The 17,990-nt window shown below is 72.2% G+C and carries 18 protein-coding genes and 1 pseudogene; 6 read left to right on the top strand and 13 right to left on the bottom strand.

The annotated features are described in order from the left end of the window. Positions 1-152: 152 nt before the first annotated feature. The 4 genes from AB0N90_RS01095 to AB0N90_RS01080 form a co-directional block, all read right to left on the bottom strand. Entirely contained in the window at positions 153-1,115 is a 963-nt protein-coding gene (locus AB0N90_RS01095; protein WP_365192152.1) for an electron transfer flavoprotein subunit alpha/FixB family protein, read from the bottom strand. A 53-nt stretch (positions 1,116-1,168) separates the two neighbouring features. After that, a complete protein-coding gene (locus AB0N90_RS01090; RefSeq protein WP_037659364.1) occupies positions 1,169-1,954 on the bottom strand; it encodes an electron transfer flavoprotein subunit beta/FixA family protein in 786 nt (261 codons plus the stop codon). 229 nt (positions 1,955-2,183) lie between these two features. Then, entirely contained in the window at positions 2,184-2,693 is a 510-nt protein-coding gene (locus tag AB0N90_RS01085) for a flavin reductase family protein (RefSeq protein WP_085562938.1), read from the bottom strand. Positions 2,694-2,910: 217 nt separating this feature from the next. After that, positions 2,911-3,318 carry a thioredoxin family protein gene (locus AB0N90_RS01080; protein WP_365192772.1) on the bottom strand — a complete coding sequence of 136 codons (408 nt, stop codon included), beginning with the start codon at positions 3,316-3,318 and terminating at the stop codon, positions 2,911-2,913. 209 nt (positions 3,319-3,527) lie between these two features. Here AB0N90_RS01080 and AB0N90_RS01075 point away from each other — a divergent pair, with 209 nt between their 5' ends. Beyond that, positions 3,528-4,259, top strand: a complete 732-nt coding sequence (locus AB0N90_RS01075) for a lysophospholipid acyltransferase family protein (RefSeq protein WP_365192151.1) — start codon at positions 3,528-3,530, stop codon at positions 4,257-4,259. 101 nt (positions 4,260-4,360) lie between these two features. Continuing rightward, positions 4,361-5,365, top strand: a complete 1,005-nt coding sequence (locus AB0N90_RS01070; protein ID WP_365192150.1) for a hypothetical protein — start codon at positions 4,361-4,363, stop codon at positions 5,363-5,365. 60 nt (positions 5,366-5,425) lie between these two features. On the opposite strand, the gene AB0N90_RS01065 is transcribed toward AB0N90_RS01070, so the two are convergent. The 5 genes from AB0N90_RS01065 to AB0N90_RS01045 form a co-directional block, all read right to left on the bottom strand. Next, positions 5,426-6,643 (bottom strand): hypothetical protein, encoded by a 1,218-nt coding sequence (locus tag AB0N90_RS01065; protein WP_365192149.1) that lies wholly within the window; start codon positions 6,641-6,643, stop codon positions 5,426-5,428. A gap of 10 nt (positions 6,644-6,653) precedes the next feature. Then, positions 6,654-7,247, bottom strand: coding sequence for a transglutaminase family protein (locus tag AB0N90_RS01060; protein WP_365192148.1), 594 nt, complete (start codon positions 7,245-7,247; stop codon positions 6,654-6,656). Between the two features lie 86 nt (positions 7,248-7,333). After that, positions 7,334-8,404, bottom strand: a complete 1,071-nt coding sequence (locus AB0N90_RS01055) for a low specificity L-threonine aldolase (RefSeq protein ID WP_128788854.1) — start codon at positions 8,402-8,404, stop codon at positions 7,334-7,336. Next, positions 8,401-9,165 (bottom strand): SDR family NAD(P)-dependent oxidoreductase, encoded by a 765-nt coding sequence (locus AB0N90_RS01050; protein ID WP_256642413.1) that lies wholly within the window; start codon positions 9,163-9,165, stop codon positions 8,401-8,403. Before AB0N90_RS01050 ends, AB0N90_RS01055 begins: the two co-directional genes overlap by 4 nt. A 47-nt stretch (positions 9,166-9,212) precedes the next feature. Further along, positions 9,213-10,610: a DUF6421 family protein gene (locus AB0N90_RS01045; RefSeq protein ID WP_128788855.1), complete on the bottom strand. Its 1,398-nt coding sequence runs from the start codon at positions 10,608-10,610 to the stop codon at positions 9,213-9,215. A gap of 394 nt (positions 10,611-11,004) precedes the next feature. Between AB0N90_RS01045 and AB0N90_RS01040 the strand changes: the two genes are divergently transcribed. Further along, entirely contained in the window at positions 11,005-11,688 is a 684-nt protein-coding gene (locus AB0N90_RS01040; RefSeq protein ID WP_365192147.1) for a glycerophosphodiester phosphodiesterase family protein, read from the top strand. Between the two features lie 36 nt (positions 11,689-11,724). Here the strand turns inward: AB0N90_RS01040 and AB0N90_RS01035 are convergent, their stop codons facing one another. Continuing rightward, positions 11,725-12,267, bottom strand: a complete 543-nt coding sequence (locus AB0N90_RS01035) for a GNAT family N-acetyltransferase (RefSeq protein ID WP_365192146.1) — start codon at positions 12,265-12,267, stop codon at positions 11,725-11,727. 72 nt (positions 12,268-12,339) lie between these two features. On the opposite strand from AB0N90_RS01035, the gene AB0N90_RS01030 reads away from it, so the two are divergent. Next, positions 12,340-12,732: a VOC family protein gene (locus tag AB0N90_RS01030; protein WP_361669676.1), complete on the top strand. Its 393-nt coding sequence runs from the start codon at positions 12,340-12,342 to the stop codon at positions 12,730-12,732. A 69-nt stretch (positions 12,733-12,801) separates the two neighbouring features. On the opposite strand, the gene AB0N90_RS01025 is transcribed toward AB0N90_RS01030, so the two are convergent. Further along, entirely contained in the window at positions 12,802-13,380 is a 579-nt protein-coding gene (locus AB0N90_RS01025; protein ID WP_037659336.1) for a MarR family transcriptional regulator, read from the bottom strand. Beyond that, positions 13,377-15,041 carry an FUSC family protein gene (locus AB0N90_RS01020; protein ID WP_365192145.1) on the bottom strand — a complete coding sequence of 555 codons (1,665 nt, stop codon included), beginning with the start codon at positions 15,039-15,041 and terminating at the stop codon, positions 13,377-13,379. The genes AB0N90_RS01025 and AB0N90_RS01020 overlap by 4 nt, the downstream gene beginning before the upstream one ends. A gap of 201 nt (positions 15,042-15,242) precedes the next feature. Between AB0N90_RS01020 and AB0N90_RS01015 the strand changes: the two genes are divergently transcribed. Together AB0N90_RS01015 and AB0N90_RS01010 are read left to right on the top strand one after the other, a co-directional pair. Continuing rightward, positions 15,243-15,821: a DUF5134 domain-containing protein gene (locus AB0N90_RS01015; RefSeq protein ID WP_365192144.1), complete on the top strand. Its 579-nt coding sequence runs from the start codon at positions 15,243-15,245 to the stop codon at positions 15,819-15,821. Positions 15,822-15,892: 71 nt separating this feature from the next. Next, positions 15,893-16,363, top strand: a pseudogene (locus AB0N90_RS01010) (hypothetical protein); the annotation flags it as partial. A gap of 78 nt (positions 16,364-16,441) precedes the next feature. On the opposite strand, the gene AB0N90_RS01005 reads toward AB0N90_RS01010, so the two are convergent. Continuing rightward, a complete protein-coding gene (locus tag AB0N90_RS01005) occupies positions 16,442-17,878 on the bottom strand; it encodes an FAD-dependent monooxygenase (protein ID WP_365192143.1) in 1,437 nt (478 codons plus the stop codon). Positions 17,879-17,990 lie beyond the last annotated feature (112 nt).

The raw sequence follows: 17,990 nt of genomic DNA, 5'->3' as shown, positions 1-17,990 counted from the left end.
CCGCTTTGCGGAATCAACAATCCGTAGAATGAAGTTATCCGGCGCGGTTCCGGCTGGTCAACACCTCGCCCCAGGGCCCCTGTCGCCTTCAGGATGCACCGAGGCCCCCATGACCGCGCGGGTCACGGGGGCCTCGGACAGCCGCTCGGCGATCAGCCCTTGCGGGTCTTGATCTCCTCGGTCAGCTGCGGCACGACGTCGAACAGGTCGCCGACGACGCCGTAGTCGACCAGCTCGAAGATCGGGGCCTCGGCGTCCTTGTTGACGGCCACGATGGTCTTCGAGGTCTGCATGCCGGCGCGGTGCTGGATGGCGCCGGAGATGCCGTTGGCGATGTACAGCTGCGGCGAGACCGACTTGCCGGTCTGGCCGACCTGGTTGGTGTGCGGGTACCAGCCGGCGTCGACGGCGGCACGCGAGGCACCGACGGCCGCGCCGAGCTGGTCGGCGAGGGCCTCGATGATCGCGAAGTTCTCGGCGCCGTTGACACCGCGGCCGCCGGAGACCACGATCGCGGCCTCGGTCAGCTCCGGGCGGCCCGTGGACTCGCGCGGGGTGCGGGCGGTGACCTTGGTGCCGGTGGCCTTGTCGGAGAAGGTCACGGCGAGGGCCTCGACCGCGCCCGCGGCCGGGGCGGCCTCCACGGCGGCCGAGTTCGGCTTGACCGTGATGACCGGGGTGCCCTTGATGACACGCGACTTGGTGGTGAAGGACGCGGCGAACACCGACTGGGTGGCCACCGGACCCTCGGCGCCGGCCTCCAGGTCGATGGCGTCGGTGATGATGCCGGCGCCGATGCGCAGCGCCAGGCGGGCGGCGATCTCCTTGCCCTCGGCGGAGGACGGGACCAGCACGGCGGCCGGGGAGACGGCCTCGTGGGCGGCCTGGAGGGCGTCCACCTTCGGCACGACCAGGTAGTCGGCGTACTCGGACGCGTCGTGGGTGAGGACCTTCACCGCGCCGTGCTCGGCGAGGGTGGCGGCGGTGTCGGCGGCACCGTTGCCCAGCGCGACGGCGACGGGCTCACCGAGGCGGCGGGCCAGGGTCAGCAGCTCAAGGGTGGGCTTGCGGACGGCACCGTCCACGTGGTCGACGTAGACGAGGACTTCAGCCATGGGATTGCTCTCCTGCGTAACGAAGTTGAGGGGCGGTCGGCGGGCGCGAACCCTTAGATGAACTTCTGGCCCGCGAGGAACTCAGCGAGCTGCTTGCCGCCCTCGCCCTCGTCCTTGACGATGGTGCCGGCCGTGCGGGCCGGACGCGCGTCGGCGGTCTCGACCTTGGTGAACGCGCCGTCCAGGCCGACCTCTTCCGCCTCGATGTCGAGGTCCGACAGGTCCCAGGACTCCACCGGCTTCTTCTTGGCCGCCATGATGCCCTTGAAGGACGGGTAGCGGGCCTCGCCGGACTGGTCGGTCACGGAGACCAGGGCCGGCAGCTGCGCCTCCAGCTGCTCGGAGGCGGCGTCGCCGTCGCGGCGGCCCTTGACGGTGCCGTCCTCGACCGAGACCTCGGACAGCAGGGTGACCTGCGGGACACCAAGGCGCTCGGCGACCAGCGCCGGGACGACGCCCATGGTGCCGTCGGTGGAGGCCATGCCGGAGACGACCAGGTCGAAGCCGGCCTTCTCGATGGCCTTGGCCAGCACCAGGGAGGTGCCGATGGCGTCGGTGCCGTGCAGGTCGTCGTCCTCGACGTGGATGGCCTTGTCGGCACCCATCGACAGGGCCTTGCGGAGCGCGTCCTTGGCGTCCTCGGGGCCCACCGTCAGCACGGTGACCTCGGCGTCGTCCGCCTCGTCCGCGATCTGGAGGGCCTGCTCGACCGCGTACTCGTCCAGCTCGGAGAGCAGACCGTCCACGTCGTCGCGGTCGACGGTCAGGTCATCGGCGAAGTGCCGGTCGCCAGTGGCGTCGGGCACGTACTTCACAGTGACAACGATCCTCAAGCTCACGCCGGCTCTCCTACTGCATCGTGATTTCCTGGCTGCCTCTTGCAGGCAGCATAGGCGCCTGAAGCGGCCGATCCCGGTCGGGGCGTCAGCGCGCTCCGACCGGAATATTACTCGTCAGTACACCCAGTTCGTTCCCGCTAAGCAAGCGCTTTGAACTGTGACCTTCGCAACGCAGCGTAATCGGGAATCGACCGCCGTGCAGGGAATCGGAGCGTGATCCACGCCGCAATCAGTCGCGCAGCGCGGTGAAGCGGCCCTGGTGATAGAGGAGGGGGCGGCCGCCGCCGCTGGGATCGCCGAGGACGACCTCCGCGAGCACGATCCGGTGGTCACCTGCGGGCACGCGGGCGACGATCCGGCAGACCAGCCAGGCGAGCACGTCGTCGAGCACGGGCACGCCCTCGGGGCCGTCGCGCCAGGCGGTGGGCGCGCCGAAGCGGTCGGCGCCGCTGCGGGCGAAGGTGGCGGCCAGGTCGCCCTGGTGCTCGCCGAGTATGTGCACGCCGATGTGGTCGGCCTCGGCTATCGCGGGCCAGCTGGAGGCGCCGGTGCCGACCCCGAAGGAGATCATCGGGGGCTCGGCGGAGACCGAGGTGAGGGAGGTGGCGGTGAAGCCGACCGGTCCGGTGGCGCCGCGCGCGGTGATCACCGCGACACCGGCGGCGTGCCGGCGGAAGGTGGAGCGCAGCAGATCGGGGGAGGCGAGCTGGGGGGTGCCGAGTCCGGGCAGGGCCGTCATGGAGTTGTCCTTCTGTTCGGGAGGGCGAGCGGGTCCGTGGCTGCTCAGCGATCCGGACAGCAGGCGCTCGCGGTGCGCGCGAGGTCGACGTGGGCCCGCCCGTGGAGAAGGAGTTCGGTCGGCATACGGTCAGGCTGACGATAGGTGGCGCGTGCAGTCAAGTGCGGTCCGGGAACTGGGATGTCTCTCACCTGGCGCTCCCGGTGCTGAGGCCCCCTCACACCGCCTCCCCCAGCGCCGCGATGACATCGGCCCTGCGGGGCTGTCCGGCGGCGCGGCGCACCTCCCTGCCGTGCGCGTCCAGGACGAGGACAGTGGGGGTCTTGAGGATCCCGAGGGCGCGTACGAGGTCGAGGCGGTCCTCGGCGTCGATCTCGATGTGGGCGACGCCCGGCACCATCGCGGCGACCTCGTCGAGGACGCGCCGGGTGGCGCGGCAGGGCGCGCAGAAGGCGCTGGAGAACTGGACCAGGGTGGCCCGTTCGCCGAGAGTGCCGCCGAGTTCGGCCGCGTCCGGTCCGGTTCCGCTCCCGCCCGCTTCGGCGTCGTCGCGCCCGCTCACCCTCGCCCTCCCGCTCCGCCGCCGATGCGGCACTTCACAGGCGCCCGCTTCCACGGGCGTCAGGAGGCAAACAACCGGCGCGCCGTAGAGATTCCCGGCGCCTGGGTGAATCCTGTGCGGACGTGACGAGGATCTCGCCGCGGCCGGGCACCAGAGCTGGCTCCCCGCACGTTCTTGGGGCACGATCTGCGAGACGCCGTAAACCTACGGCTGCGTAACTTGTCCGCCGGGAGCCCCTTTCCCGAGCAGAGCAGAAAGGGTTCATCCCGCCCATGGCAGAGCTGGTCTACCGTCCCGTCATCGGATTCGCCAAGACGCTGTTCAAGGTCTGGGACCTGAAGATCGACTGCCAGGGGTCCTCGAACATCCCGCGCTCCGGCGGCGCCGTGCTGGTGAGCAATCACATCAGCTATCTGGACTTCATCTTCGACGGCCTGGCCGCGCTGCCGCAGAAGCGCCTGGTGCGGTTCATGGCGAAGGATTCCGTCTTCCGGCACAAGATCTCGGGCCCGCTGATGCGCGGCATGAAGCACATCCCGGTGGACCGGGGGCAGGGCGAGGCCGCGTACGCGCACGCGCTGGACTCGCTGCGTTCCGGTGAGGTCATCGGGGTCTTCCCCGAGGCCACCATCTCGCAGTCGTTCACCCTGAAGAGCTTCAAGTCGGGTGCGGCCAGGCTCGCCCAGGAGGCCGGGGTGCCGCTGATCCCGATGGCGCTGTGGGGCACGCAGCGGCTGTGGACCAAGGGGCACCCGCGCGACTTCAAGCGCAGCCACCTGCCCGTCACCATCCGCGTGGGCGAGGCCGTGGAGGCGCCGCGCGACCAGTACGCCGGGGCCATCACCCGCCGGCTGCGCGAGCGGGTGCAGGAACTGCTGGAGGCCGCCCAGCGCGCCTATCCGGGCCGCCCGAAGGGCGCCGAGGACTCCTGGTGGCTGCCGGCCCACCTGGGCGGTACGGCTCCGACGGCGGAGGCGCTGCGGACCACCGCGCAGGTGCACTGACACCCGGACCGGTGCCGCCGCGCCCCGCCCGATAAGGTGCCCGCTCATGACGGGAGGGCCACTCGGCCCTCGGGTACCGATCGCTGTACGGGGGCCGGGCGATGCGGCGTTGGTGGAAGCTGTGGTGCGCGGCGGTGGCCGTGCTGGCGCTGGCGGGCTGGCTGTGCGCGCCGTATGTCAAGGACCGGTGGCTGCTGCGCACCGCCTGCGACGGAGCGCTGCCGTCGGGTCCGGTACGGCAGCTGGCGGCGGGCGGCGGCCACTTCACCGGGGCGGACACCACGGAGCACGCGGGGCTCGGTGACTACGGGTGCGGCCTGCGCTACGCCGGGCACGGCGACGCCACCTGGGTGGTGCGGATGTCCGCGTACACCCGGCGCGACGACCGGGACGCCGAGTTCCTGCTCTCCTTCCCCCAGGACGGCTTCTCCCCCGTCTATCCGCTGGCGGGCGATCTGCCCGGCATCGTCGACGACGCCGGCGAGCTCCAGTTCCTGCTGCGCTGCCCGGCCCTCGGCAAGGACGCGGCGGGCCGGCCGCGCCGGATGCTGGTGGTCGCGACTCCCGGCAAGGACACCACCCGCGCTCCGCGCGCCGTGTACGAGACCGTCGTACCGCTCGTCAATTCGGCCTCGCGCCACCTGGGTTGCGGCGCGCGGCCGCTGACGGTGCCCAAGGACACCGGGAGCGTGCTGCCGGACTCCGCGCACCCGCCGCGCAGCATCCCGGTGTCCGGGGCGGCCGGCACCGGCTGCGGCTGGGCGGCCCGCGCCAGGCTCCCCTGGAGCGGGGACTGGCAGGTCCAGCCGCTGTTGAACGACGCCTCGCCCGGGGGACGTTGTGATCTGACGCTGCGCAACGGCCCTGCGGGACAGGCGCAGTTGAGCCTTGCCGCGTGGTACGGCGACTGGAGCGACCGCCTGGTCACCGACAGCGGGGTGCGGATGCCGCTGACCGCGACCGCCCGCTGCGACGGGGAGGCCGCCAACTTCGCGATCCGGGCCTCGAAGTCGATCGACGACGCGCGACGACGGGTGCTGCTGCGGTCCTTCGCCGAGGACCAGGTGGAGCGGCACGGCTGCTCTGGGCTGCGGCTGACCGGCTGAGCACGGCGTGCGGGCGGGCTCGCCACGGGAGCCCGGCGACGGCCGGGCCGCCCGCACCTGTCAGGTCGACCCGCCGCGGAAGGCCCATATGTAGCCGTCGTCGAGGAGCTGCCGCATGGCCGCCGCCCGTGCCGCCGGGACCGTGCGGTCCTTCGCCCAGGCGTCCAGCGTCCGGGACAACTGCTCGCGCCCGTCCATGAGATCGCCGCGCACGGGCCCGCTCACCGGGCGGCCCGCGATGCCGCCCATCGGGGGCCGGGCGGTCAGCCGGGTCGGCGCCGCTTGGTAGGCGCCCCGGGTGTGCCGTCGTACGGACCGGTCGTAGGCGGCGAGGTCGATGTGCCCGGCGCGGGCGGCGCTCGTCCGGATGCGCAGCAGGGCGCCGACGCGGCGGGCGATGTCGTCCAGGTCGCTGTCGACTTCCCGGGTCTCGGGGTTCGTCCGCCCCTTCGGTGCCTTCCCGGGGCGGTAGCCGGGGACGGTGCCCTTGTCGGTGAGGCGTTCCAAGTAGTGGGCGAGGTAGGCCCGTTCGGCGCCGTAGAGGATCGCGAACGCCTGCGGGTCCCCGGCGAGTCCGTCGAAGAGCGGGCCCAGGGGGACGCTCACCTCATGGTCCTGGTTGAAGGCGAAGTCCGGGTGCGCGTCGCCGGGCGAGAGGAAGGTGCCGAAGCGGGAGCCGCCCGTCTCGTCCGTCGCCGTGGCCGAACGGGCCGGGACGGCGGGTGTCTTGGCGTCGAGGCTGACGGCGGAGGCCCGTGTCGTGTCGGCTATGTAGCCGGCGAGCATCCGGGCCAGTCCCGGCTCGGCGCCGGGCGGCACCTCGGCCCCGCCGTAGACGACCACGACCGCCCAGACGGCGCGCGCCTGGGCCGGGGTGTGGTCCGTGCCGGTGGCGGTGGTCCCCGCGTCGGCCGTCCCCGTGGCCTCGGCCACCACCGTCCCGAGCACCCGGCCGCCGTCCCCGCACAGCCTCCCGGTCGGCAGCAGCGCACGCAGGGCGGGAAAGCCGGACATGTCGTCCCGGGGATCGAGGGCCTTGGTCGCCGCCGCCGGGTTTCCCGCCAACGCCCTTGTAGAGGAGGGGAGTTGCTTGCAGGTGGGACCTCCGCCACCGAGTGCCAGCGGCACCGCGACACCGCCCGCGACGACGGCCAGGGCCAGGGCGGAGGCGAGCCATGGATGCCCGCGCGGCCAGGAGAACCGCCCTCTCGCATGCTCCGCCCCGGCGGCCGGACGGACGCCGTCGGCCTCTTCCGCTGCTGCTCCCCCGTGCGTCATGCCGGGGAGATTACAGGTCGCCCGGCAGCGCCCGGCCCAGGGCCTCGCGGTCGGGGGCGGTGCGCAGGGCGTCGAGGACGGCCGGGTGCGCGGCGGCGTACAGCAGCGGATGATCCAGTTCGCCGGCGGCCGGGTCGGGGGTCCAGGCGAGCCGCTCGCCGGTCAGGGAGAACCGCGCGTCGACGCCGGGCTTGTTGCCGCGCGGGTCCTGGCGGTGCCAGGCGCCGTGGAAGCGGACGGCGATCAGGCCGTGCAGCACATGACCCTCGCGTTCGTCGTCGCGCAGGCGCTGGTAGCACAGGGCCGTCGGGATGTCCTCGGCGCGCAGCAGGGCCGCGAGCGCATGCACCTTGGCGTGGCAGATGCCGGTCCGCCGGGTGAGGACGTCGGAGGCGCGCCAGGTGACGCGGAGGTCGCCGGTGTCGGCGGAGTGCGGGACGGTGTCGCGAACGAACTCATAGGCGAGGTGCGCATAGGCATACGAGTCGGCCGCCTGAGCCGCCAGCCGGGCGGCCGTCTCCCGGACCATCGGATGGTGATGATCGATGACCTCGTCCGCGGCCAGGTAGGCGGAGAGGTCGGCGGTTTCCTGGATCAGCTGCATGTCCGCAGAGCATAGGAATGCGGCCACCCGTCAGTCAATGACTTTTCAGGCGACCGCATACCTATGCATTCAGTCAGGCGCCTGTCTCAGCGCGCCATCTCCTCCTTGACCGCCGCCACGAAGGTGTCGACGTCCTCCTCCGTGGTGTCGAAGGAGCACATCCAGCGCACCGTGCCCGCGGCCTCGTCCCAGAAGTAGAAGCGGAAGCGCTTCTGCAGCCGCTCGCTCACGTCGTGCGGGAGCTGGGCGAAGACGCCGTTGGCCTGCACCGGGTAGAGGATCTCCACTCCGTGCACCGCGCGCACGCCCTCGGCGAGCCGCTGGGCCATCTCATTGGCGTGCCGGGCGTTGCGCAGCCACAGATCCTTGGCCAGCAGGGCCTCCAACTGCACCGAGACGAAGCGCATCTTGGAGGCGAGCTGCATGGACAGCTTGCGCAGATGCTTCATCCTGCGCACCGCGTCCTGGTTGAGGACCACGACCGCCTCGCCGAACACGGCGCCGTTCTTGGTCCCGCCGAGCGAGAGGATGTCGACGCCGACCGCGCTGGTGAACGTGCGCATCGGCACGTCCAGGGAGGCGGCCGCGTTGGCTATCCGGGAGCCGTCCAGGTGCACCTTCATGCCGTGCGCGTGGGCGTGCTCGCAGATCGCGCGGATCTCCTCGGGCGTGTAGAGGGTGCCCAGCTCGGTGGACTGGGTGATCGAGACGACCTGCGGCATCGCCCGGTGCTCGTCCTCGAAGCCCCAGGCCTGCCGGTCGATCAGCTCGGGGGTGAGCTTGCCGTCCGGCGTGGCCACGGTGAGCAGCTTGAGCCCGCCCATCCGCTCGGGCGCCCCGCCCTCGTCCACGTTGATGTGCGCGCTCTCGGCGCAGATCACCGCGCCCCAGCGGTCGGTGACCGCCTGGAGCGCGACCACGTTCGCGCCGGTGCCGTTGAAGACCGGGAAGGCCTCCGCGGTGGCACCGAAGTGGCTGCGGATGATCCGCTGGAGGTTCTCGGTGTACTGGTCCTCACCGTAGGCGACCTGGTGGCCGCCGTTGGCCAGGGCCAGGGCGGCCATCACCTCGGGATGCGCCCCGGCGTAGTTGTCACTGGCGAAACCGCGGACCTCCGGGTCGTGATGGCGACGCGCGTCGGTCCTGGGAGGGTTCACGGCTTCTCGGTCAGCCACAGACGGTTTCCGTTCAACTCGGCGGCGGACTTGCTCCAGACGCCCTCGATGGCCTCGGCCAGGTCCTTGACGTCCGTGAAGCCCGCGAACTTCGCGTTGGGGCGTTCGGCGCGCATCGCGTCGTGCACCAGCGCCTTGACCACGAGGATGGTAGCCGCGGAGGTCGGGCCCTCGGCGCCCTCCGCCTTGCCCGCCTTGCGGAAGTAGTCCCCCATGGCCAGCGTCCACGCCTCGGCGGCGGCCTTGGCCGCGGAGTAGGCGGCGTTGCCCGCGGTGGGCTTGGTCGCGCCGGCCGCGCTGATCAGCACGTAACGGCCGCGGTCGCTGCGCTGGAGGGCCTCGTGGAAGGCGAGCGAGGTGTGCTGCACGGTGCGCACCAGCAGCAGCTCCAGGAAGTCCCAGTCGTCGAGGCTGGTCTTGGTGAAGGTCTCGCTGCCGCGCCAGCCGCCGACCAGGTGCACCAGGCCGTCGACGCGCCCGAAGTCCTTCTCGATGTGCTCGGCCCACTCCCGGGTGGACTGGAGATCGAGGAGGTCCACGGTGTCCCCCGTGACCGTGGCGCCGCCGGAGGCGTAGCGGGCCGCGTCCACGGCCTCCGACAGCCGCTGCGGGTCGTTGTCCGCTCCGACGACGGTCGCCCCGGCCTCGGCCAGGCGCAGCAGCGTCGCCTGGCCGGCGGGTCCGCCCGCGCCGGCCACCGCGATCACCGCACCGCTGAGCGCCCCGTTCGACCCGTTCCCCATGATCTTCCCCTCTGCAGCAGTGATGTGTGTGGACGGTGCGCCGTCAGTCACGCGGCGAGCCGCTCGGCGCCGTCCGCCGTGATGCCCTTGGTAGAGGCGATCACATTCTTCAGCTTCTTGGACAGGGCTTCAAAGAACATGCTCAGCGGAAACTCGTCCGGGAGCACGTCGTCGACCAGCTTGCGCGGCGGCAGCGTCAGGTCGAGGGCGTCCGGACCCTTGGCCCACTTGGAGCCGGGGTGCGGGGCCAGGTACTCGGACACCAGCTGGTAGCCGGCGAACCAGTGCACGAGCTTGGGGCGGTCGATGCCGTCCCGGTACAGCTTCTCTATGTCGGCGCACAGCTGGTTGGTGACCTGCGGGGCACGCTCCCAGTCGATGGACAGCTTGTTGTCCGTCCAGCGCACGACGTCGTGCTTGTGCAGGTAGGCGAAGAGCAGCTGGCCGCCGAGACCGTCGTAGTTGCGCACCCGGTCGCCGGTGACGGGGAAGCGGAACATGCGGTCGAAGAGCACCGCGTACTGCACGTCGCGGGCCTGCGGGACGCCGTCCGCCTCCAGCTTCACGGCCTCCTTGAAGGCGGTGAGGTCACAGCGCAGCTCCTCCAGGCCGTACATCCAGAACGGCTGGCGCTGCTTGATCATGAACGGGTCGAACGGCAGGTCGCCGTGGCTGTGGGTGCGGTCGTGGACCATGTCCCAGAGCACGAACGCCTCTTCGCAGCGCTTCTGGTCGTGGACCATCGCGGCGATGTCCTCGGGCAGCTCAAGGCCCAGGATGCCGACGGCGGCGTCGGTGACCCGGCGGAAGCGCGCGGCCTCGCGGTCACAGAAGATGCCACCCCAGGAGAAACGTTCCGGCGCCTCGCGGACGGCGATGGTCTCCGGGAAGAGGACGGCCGAGTTGGTGTCGTAGCCCGAGGTGAAGTCCTCGAACGTGATGCCGCAGAACAGCGGGTTGTCGTACCGGGTGCGCTCCAGCTCGGCCAGCCACTCGGGCCAGACCATGCGCAGCACGACCGCCTCCAGATTGCGGTCCAGGTTGCCGTTCTGCGTGTACATCGGGAAGACGACCAGGTGCTGGAGGCCGTCCGCGCGCTGCGCCGCGGGGTGGAAGGCCAGCAGGGAGTCCAGGAAGTCCGGCACCTCGAAGCCGCCCTCGGCCCAGCGGTGCAGATCCTTCACCACGGCCTCGTGGTAGGCGGCGTCGTACGGCAGGAGCGGCGAGAGCTGCTCGACGGCCTCGGCGACGCGGCGTACGGCGGCCTCGGCGTCGGCCTTGGCGGGCGCGCCCTCGGCGTCGAAGTCGATCGAGCCGTCCGCCGACTGCCATGGCCGAATCTGCTCCACGGCATCCTTGAGCACGGGCCAGGCGGGGTGCTCAACCACCCTGGCCTGCGAAGAAACCTGTCCCTTCGGACCCGACTGCACAAGAATTTCCGTCATTTTCCATCCTCCACGGGACAACCTCGCGTATGGACACCGTATGCATACCCTGATTCCCCCATCAAGAGGCAGTGCAGGAGATTTTTCTGTCCGGAGACATGGTCACCGACATTTTTCCTGCCGTAAACCGTGACGGCGCTCACTTTCGACCGTCGGTCTCGCGGCTTGGGAGGGGCGGGATTCGGCCTGTCAAGCGTGCGGGTGACGCGCCCACGCGTGGGTGATGTCGCAACGGGGTAGCAGCCAGTCACCGCCCGGGGCGCGTCCAGATCGTCCGCGCGCATGCGGGTTCATCCCGGGTCGGGGCCGTTAGGCTGCGACCTGCCCGCACGGACGACGGCGTCCGCCCGTCGCCGCGCGTGCCGAGCCGCCGTCGACGGAAGCGAGTCGAACCTTGAACTTCCTTACCATCGGTCACCGCGGGGTCATGGGTGTGGAGCCCGAGAACACCCTTCGCTCCTTCGTCGCCGCGCAGCGGGCCGGCCTCGACCTGATCGAACTGGATCTGCACCTCAGCAAGGACGGCGCCCTGGTCGTCATGCACGACGCCGAGGTGGACCGCACGACCGACGGCTCCGGGCCGATCGCCGAGAAGACCCTCTCCGAGCTGCGCGCGCTGGACGCGGGGCGCGGGGAACGGGTGCCGGTGTTCGAGGAGGTCCTGGAGGCGGTGGGCACACCGCTCCAGGCCGAGATCAAGGACGTGGCGGCGGCGCGGGAGCTGGCGCGGGTGATGCTGGAGCGGGATCTGGTCGCGCGGGTGGAGGTGTCCTCGTTCCATGACGAGGCGGTCGCCGAGATCGCCCGGCTGGTGCCCGGGGTGCGCACCGCGCTGATCGCCGGGCGCTACGGCCCCGAGGTGGTCGAGCGCGCCGTCGCGGTGGGCGCGCCGACCCTGTGTCTGGACATCCGCCGGATCACCCTGGAGACCGTGGAGCACGCGCGCGCGGCCGGGTTGCGGATCATCGGCTGGACCGTCAACACGCAGGAGCAGCTGCGGCTGGTCCGCGCGCTCGAACTCGACGGCGCGACCACGGACTTCCCGGAGATCAAGCGCACCGGACGGTTCACGGCGTAGGCGGGCGCGGCGGGGCCGGGTGGGCGCCGCGCCGGTTCAGCCGAGCTTCTTGACCAGCAGCTCGAACTGGAGGTCGGCGCGCTGCGGGATGCCGAAGCGCTCGTCGCCGTACGGGAACGGGGACATCTGTCCCGTACGGCGGTAGCCGCGGCGCTCGTACCAGGCGATCAGGTCCTCCCGTACGGAGATCACGGTCATGTGCATCTCACTGATGCCCCATGCCGCACGGGCCTGCCGCTCGGCTTCGGCGATGACGATCTTGCCGAGGCCCTCCCCCTGGAGGGTGGGGCTGACCGCGAACATGCCGAAGTAGGCGTGGTCGCCGCGGTGTTCGAGCTGGCAGCAGGCGACGACGAGGCCGTCGCGCTCGACGGTGAGCAGCCGGCTGTCCGCCGACTTGATCACCTCAAGGACGCCCTCGGGGTCGGTGCGCTGCCCCTCCAGGATGTCCGCCTCCGTGGTCCACCCGGCCCGGCTGGCGTCGCCCCGGTACGCCGACTCGATCAGCACGACCAGCGCGTCGACATCGGCGTCGGTGGCGTCTCGGAAGGTGAGGCCGGGGGTGGCGGCGCTGTGCATGGGGGCGGTTCTCCGATCTCGGGCGTGGCTGGGCCTGGGACGAGGGTAACTGTGCCACTAGGCTGCGCGGGCATGGTGCATGTGCTCAGCAGCCGGACACTTCTGCGACCCACCGACCCCGAACGCAGCCGCGCCTTCTACGGCGAACGGCTGGGCCTTCCCGTCTACCGCGAGTTCGGTACGGGTCCCGAGCGGGGGACGGTGTACTTCCTCGGCGGCGGCTTTCTGGAGGTCTCGGGCCGCGCCTCGGAGCCGCCCTCACCTGCCGTGGCGCTGTGGATGCAGGTCGAGGACGTGACGGCGGCGTACGAGGAACTCCGGGCGAAGGGCGTCGAGATCACCCGGCCGCCGGTGCAGGAGCCGTGGGGGCTGGTCGAGATGTGGCTCGCGGATCCGGACGGCACGCGGATCGTCCTGGTGGAGGTGCCGGGGGACCATCCGCTGCGGTATCGGGCGGGGGTCTAGGGCTTTCCAGGGCTTTCCAGGGCTTCTCTTCCGGGTCCTGTCGGGATCGCGGGGGCGCGCCCCCGCGCCTCATCCCCCGGCCCGCAGCGCGCCCATCCGGCCCTCAAGGCGGCTGAGCAGTTCCGCCAGCAGACCGGCCAGGTCGTCGCGCCCGGCCGGCGCCAGCACCGAGAGGACCGCGGTCTCGTACGCGAGCTGCTCGGGCAGGACCCCGTCGACCAGGTCGCGCCCGGCGTCGGTGAGGCGGACATGGGCCACCCTGCGGTCCCGGGTGTCACCGCGGCGTTCGACCAGCCCCCGCTCGGTCAGCTGCTTGATCCGCTTGGTGACGGCGGCCCCGGAGGAGAACGTCTCCCGGGCCAGCTCGCCCGGTGTCAGCTCGTGCCCGGTGCGGCGCAGCGCGCCGAGCAGGTCGAACTCGGGGCGGCTGAGCCCGGCCCGGCGCAGCGGCGCGTCCTCGGCCTGCTGGAGCAGCGCCGCGCACCTGTTGATGCGCCCGATGACCTCCATCGGCCCGGTGTCCAGCTCGGGATGGACGGCCCGCCACTGCCGTACGACCGCGGCGACCGTGTCGGCCGTGGACGCCTCGCGCCGCGCTGACGTGCCGCTCGCGTCCCCGGCTGCCGGTGTGCCGTTCGTCGCCGTCATGGCCGTATGTCCTCCGTCGTCGTACCCGGGTCGTGCTGACGCGGCGCGAGCCCCTGGCGTCGTACCGTCGCCGCGAGCGTACGGTGTCCGGCCTGTTCGGCGAGCACGACCCGGTCCTCGGGCAGGGCGCGCTGCCACCATTCGCCGGCCGCCGCGTCGGCGGTGGCGCGCAGGTCCACCAGGGCGGTGGCGAGCCCGCGGCGGGCGCCGCCCAGGGCCCGGGGCTCCGGGTGCGCCTCGGCGAGCAGCCGGGCGGCGTTCTCGCGGGCGCGTTCCGCCTCGGTCAGCGCGTGTTCCAGGCGGTCTCCTGCGCGCCGGTTGGTGACGGCGACGGCCGCGACGAAGCCGACCAGCGCGCCGACGAGGGTGTCCACGACCCGGTCGGTCATCAGCGCGGTGGAGTCCTGGCTGCGGGCGAACTCGGTGATGAGCAGGGCCATCGGGGTGACGCAGATGCTGCCGAGCCAGTAGTTGCGGCCCATCAGCGCCTCCGCGCCGAAGTTCAGGGCGACGCAGCACAGCACCAGGGCCACCGCGTTGAGGTGGGCGAGCGGGGCGAGGACGGCGAAGGCGAGGACGCCGAGGACGTTGCCGACGACGCGCTGGACGCCCCGGCGCCAGGTGAGGGTGACGTTTGCCTGATAGAGGGAGGCCGCGGTGACCAGGGCCCAGTAGGGGCGGCCGACGCCGAGGGCCAGGGAGGCGTACCCGGCGAGGGCGCAGCCGATGGCGGTGCGGGCGGCGATGGGGGCGAGCGGCGCGAGGCGGCGGCGCAGCGAGGGGCGCGGCAGGGCCAGCTCGGTGGCCAGGCCGAGCAGTTCGTCGGCGTGCTCGCCGGGGATGTCGAGGCTCAGGGTGCGGCGCAGGCCGCGCAGCTCGCGGGCCCAGGCACGCAGCCGTGCCGGGTCGGTGTCGGCGGGGGCGGCGAGGGCGACCTCGGCCCGGACGAGGAGGCGTTCCAGGGCGCGCCGGGTGGTGTCGGGGCGGTCACCGACGGCGAGCAGCGACTGCCAGGCGGCGTGGATGGCGGCGGCGCTCGCGGCGCGGGCGGGGGCGTGTCCCTCGCCGGTGCCGCGGGTGTCGGCGTAGGCGGCGGTGGCGTTCAGGGCCGCCGCGGTGGCCCGGCGCTCGGGGCCGTGCGGGCGGACCAGTCCGGGGGCCATGCCGACCAGCCAGGACCAGGCGCCGGCCGCGAGGGCGAGCCCGAGGTGGCCCGGCACCTGGCCGAGGGTCTGGGGGGCGAACAGGGCGGCGGAGCTGATGAAGGTGAAGATCACATTGGCCGGCGGGCCGATCCGGGTTGCGTCGCAGGCGGCCTTCTGGACCGCCGCGAGCACGGCTCCGACGGTCACGAGGAGCACGGCGTCGGAGGTGAGCGAGGCCGTGACCAGGGCGACGGCGACACCGGCGACCATGCCGAGCACCACCCAGGCCAGGGCCCGCGCCCGTGCGGCGTAGGGCCGGTTGTGGCCGTAGAGGGCACACAGCGATCCGGCCATCGTGTACATGGCCAGGTCGAGGCGGCCGAGCGCCAGCAGGATCAGGTTGGGCGGGGCGACCGCGGCGACCACGCTCAGGGCGGGCTTGAACCAGATGTCCGAGGGGCGGCCGAGGCGGAGTATCCCGGCGAGGGGAAGACGGTGACGGGTCGCGCTGCTCATTCATCAAACTTAGCATGTGTTTTATCTGTAAAACATATGCCTCGATGACTGCCCCGTCACACCTCCGTGCCGGGCACACGGCTCCCTTGCCCACCCGCCGTGCCCCCGTCGGCGCTCCCGTGCACCCCCCTGCGCCCGCATGCGCCCCGCTCCGGCTGGGCATCGCATCCCTCGACCGACCGTCGAGCGGGGGAGGTACCCGTGCACGGACCCGTGTCGGCCGCCTGGTCGCTGGTCGCGCTGTGCGCGGCGACCGGGGCCTACTGTCTGCTGCGGATGCGCAGCGCCGTCGAGGAGCAGCGCCGGTCCGCCGGTGGTGAGGCGCTGATGGGCTTCGGGATGGCCGCGATGGCGGTGCCCGCGGCGGCGTTCACCCCACCGGACTGGGCCTGGCCGGTGTACGCGGCCGTCTTCGGCCTGGCCGCGCTGCGCGCCCTGTGGGCCGCGCGCCGCGACCGGCATCATCTGCACCACCTGGTGGGCGCCGGGGCGATGGCCTACATGGCGGCCGCGATGGCCGTGGCCCCGCCCGCCGCCCACTCCATGGAGGGCATGTCCATGGAGGGCATGCACGGCGGCACCGGGGTCCCCGCGGTGACCGGCGCGCTGCTCCTGTACTTCACGGGCTACGTACTGCTGTCCGGCGCCCGCCTGGTCCCGGCCGCCGTCGCCGTCGGCGGCCCCCCGCCGCCCGCCCGCTGGGGCGACCGCCCGGAACTGGCCCTCGCGTGCCGGCTGTCGATGGCGATAGGGATGGTGGCGATGCTTCTGACGATGTGAGGGGCGATGAGCGACGGGTGAAGGGTGACGGGTCCGGTGGCGGCAAGCCGGGGAACGCGGCGCCGAAGGCCGTGCGGAACTTCGTCGGGATGGGCCTCCAGTCCGCGCAGGACGCCGCGCAGGCCGACGGTTTCTCCTCGCTGAAGTCGCACGACGCGCTCGGCCGTGACCGTATGCAGGCCCTCGACCGGAACTGGAAGGTGCGCTCCCAGAACGTGACCGCGGGCAGGCCGGTGCCGACGCGTACGACGCTGGACTTCGGCGCGGTGAAGCTGGCGGAGTCCTGCCCCGGGACGGACCGGAAGGAGCCGACCGTGCGGGGCTGCAGGATGCCCGACTTCAAGGGCACGTCCGTGAAGGCGGCCCGCGCGGCCCTGGACTCGGGGACCTCGCTCACGGTCAAGGACGCCTCCGCGGACGGTCGTTGGGTCCTGGTGGAGAGCAACTGGCAGGTGTGCACGCAGACTCCCGCCGCGGGCAGCGCGCTGCGTGGGCGGCCGGTCACGTTCACCGCGGTCAAGTTCGTTGAGAGCTGCCCGTAGTCGGAGCGACGACGCCCCGCCGCCCGCCGCGGCGGGGGCAGGGCGCCACCTCGGCGTCCGCGGCGGCCGCCGGTCTGCTCAGCGGGGCTCGCCGAACCAGTGGCGGAGCGCAGCTTCCGGATCGTCCGCGCCCGCCCAGCACACATAGCCGTCCGGCCGGAGGAGCATCGGTTCGATGCCGGCGCCCTTGCCCGCCCGGTCCACCCGGTCCGCCCAGGGACCGGCGACCTCGGCGAACGCGTCGGCCGGGTCCAGCAGGACGCCGCGCCCGGACCGCAGCAGCTCGTGCACCCGGGCCGGGCCGAGGTCCAGGTCCGGTGCGGGACGGCCGACGAGCGGATGGGACTCGGTGCCGGGCATCGGGTAGCGGACGGCCATCCCGGACATCAGGTCGCCGAGATAGCCCTGGGCCTGCGGGAGTTGGGCCATGGCCGTGAAGATCTCCCGGGCGGCCAGCACCTCCGGATCGCGGGTGCCGGCCCAGTCCATCAGCAGGCTCTGCGCCCGGACGTTGCGCAGGACGGCGGCCCCGGCCGGGTGCCGTTCCGCGTGATACGTGTCGAGCAGGTTCCCCGGCGCCCAGCCGTGCACGGCGGCGCCGAGCTTCCAGCCGAGGTTGAAGGCGTCCTGCATCCCGGTATTCATGCCCTGCGCGCCGAGCGGAAGATGCACATGGGCGGCGTCGCCCGCCAGGAACACCCGCCCGTGCCGGTATTGCTCGACCTGCCGGGAGGCGTTGGTGATACGGCGGGCGTAACGCAGTTCGAGCAGCTCGACCCGCGTTCCGAACACGGTGCGCAGACCGTCGCGGATCTCGTCCTCGGTGACCGGGACCTCCCTCGGCAGCGACCGGCCCGGCCCGCCGAGTACCAGCCGCCGCAGCTGCCTGCCCTGCGGATCGGTGCCGAGCGGGAACAGCGCCGCCCAGTGCCCGTCCTCGCTCCAGGTGTGCGAGGTGGACGGGTCGCTGCCGCCCAGCCGTACGTCGGCGGCGACGATCGTCAACGTGCCTGCTTCACCGGGGAATTCGGCCCGCAGCAGCGACCGTACGGTGCTGTGGGCGCCGTCGGCCGCGACGAGGTGGCGGGAGCGGAGGGCGGTGCCGTCGGCGAACGTGGCGGTGACCCCGTCGTCGTCCTGGGCGAGGCCGACCAGTTCATGGCCCCTGCGGGCGTGCAGGCCGTGCGCGGCGAGATGCCACTCGAAGAATCCCTCGATCACCACCTGCGGCACGGACCGCCAGGGCAGACAGTGCCGTTCGGCCTGGAGCGGGAGCGGGATACCGGCGAAGTGGCCGGTGGTGACGGGATGGTCGCCGGTGGCCAGCAGGGGTTCGAGTAACCCTCGCTGGTCGAGCGCCTCCAGGGTGCGGGACTGTACGCCGCCCGCCCTGGAGAGGTCGCTGCGCCGCGCGAGCCTGTCCACCAGCACGGTCGAAACCCCTGCCAGCAGCAGCTCGTTGGCCAGCGTCATGCCGGTCGGGCCGGCGCCGACGATGAGCACATCGGTGTCCATGGACACTCCTTCGTCTGTATCGGATCTGTCTGTGCCGATCGGGACAGCGGCAACGCTCCGCCGGTCGAGCCGCCCGGACCAGAAACCGGATCGATCGCGCCGGGATCCGACA

Source organism: Streptomyces sp. NPDC093018 (assembly GCF_040684035.1).
Lineage (GTDB): Bacteria > Actinomycetota > Actinomycetes > Streptomycetales > Streptomycetaceae > Streptomyces > Streptomyces murinus.
This window is presented reverse-complemented; position numbering and strand designations above follow the sequence as displayed.

Excerpts from the sequence above, each read along its gene's own strand:
- AB0N90_RS01095 (WP_365192152.1), bottom strand. The coding sequence starts at position 1,115 with ATGGCTGAAGTCCTCGTCTACGTCGACCACGTGGACGGTGCCGTCCGC.
- AB0N90_RS01085 (WP_085562938.1), bottom strand. The coding sequence starts at position 2,693 with ATGACGGCCCTGCCCGGACTCGGCACCCCCCAGCTCGCCTCCCCCGAT.
- AB0N90_RS01075 (WP_365192151.1), top strand. The coding sequence starts at position 3,528 with ATGGCAGAGCTGGTCTACCGTCCCGTCATCGGATTCGCCAAGACGCTG.
- AB0N90_RS01070 (WP_365192150.1), top strand. The coding sequence starts at position 4,361 with ATGCGGCGTTGGTGGAAGCTGTGGTGCGCGGCGGTGGCCGTGCTGGCG.
- AB0N90_RS01065 (WP_365192149.1), bottom strand. The coding sequence starts at position 6,643 with ATGACGCACGGGGGAGCAGCAGCGGAAGAGGCCGACGGCGTCCGTCCG.
- AB0N90_RS01060 (WP_365192148.1), bottom strand. The coding sequence starts at position 7,247 with ATGCAGCTGATCCAGGAAACCGCCGACCTCTCCGCCTACCTGGCCGCG.
- AB0N90_RS01050 (WP_256642413.1), bottom strand. The coding sequence starts at position 9,165 with ATGGGGAACGGGTCGAACGGGGCGCTCAGCGGTGCGGTGATCGCGGTG.
- AB0N90_RS01045 (WP_128788855.1), bottom strand. The coding sequence starts at position 10,610 with ATGACGGAAATTCTTGTGCAGTCGGGTCCGAAGGGACAGGTTTCTTCG.
- AB0N90_RS01035 (WP_365192146.1), bottom strand. The coding sequence starts at position 12,267 with ATGCACAGCGCCGCCACCCCCGGCCTCACCTTCCGAGACGCCACCGAC.
- AB0N90_RS01030 (WP_361669676.1), top strand. The coding sequence starts at position 12,340 with ATGGTGCATGTGCTCAGCAGCCGGACACTTCTGCGACCCACCGACCCC.
- AB0N90_RS01025 (WP_037659336.1), bottom strand. The coding sequence starts at position 13,380 with ATGACGGCGACGAACGGCACACCGGCAGCCGGGGACGCGAGCGGCACG.
- AB0N90_RS01020 (WP_365192145.1), bottom strand. The coding sequence starts at position 15,041 with ATGAGCAGCGCGACCCGTCACCGTCTTCCCCTCGCCGGGATACTCCGC.
- AB0N90_RS01005 (WP_365192143.1), bottom strand. The coding sequence starts at position 17,878 with ATGGACACCGATGTGCTCATCGTCGGCGCCGGCCCGACCGGCATGACG.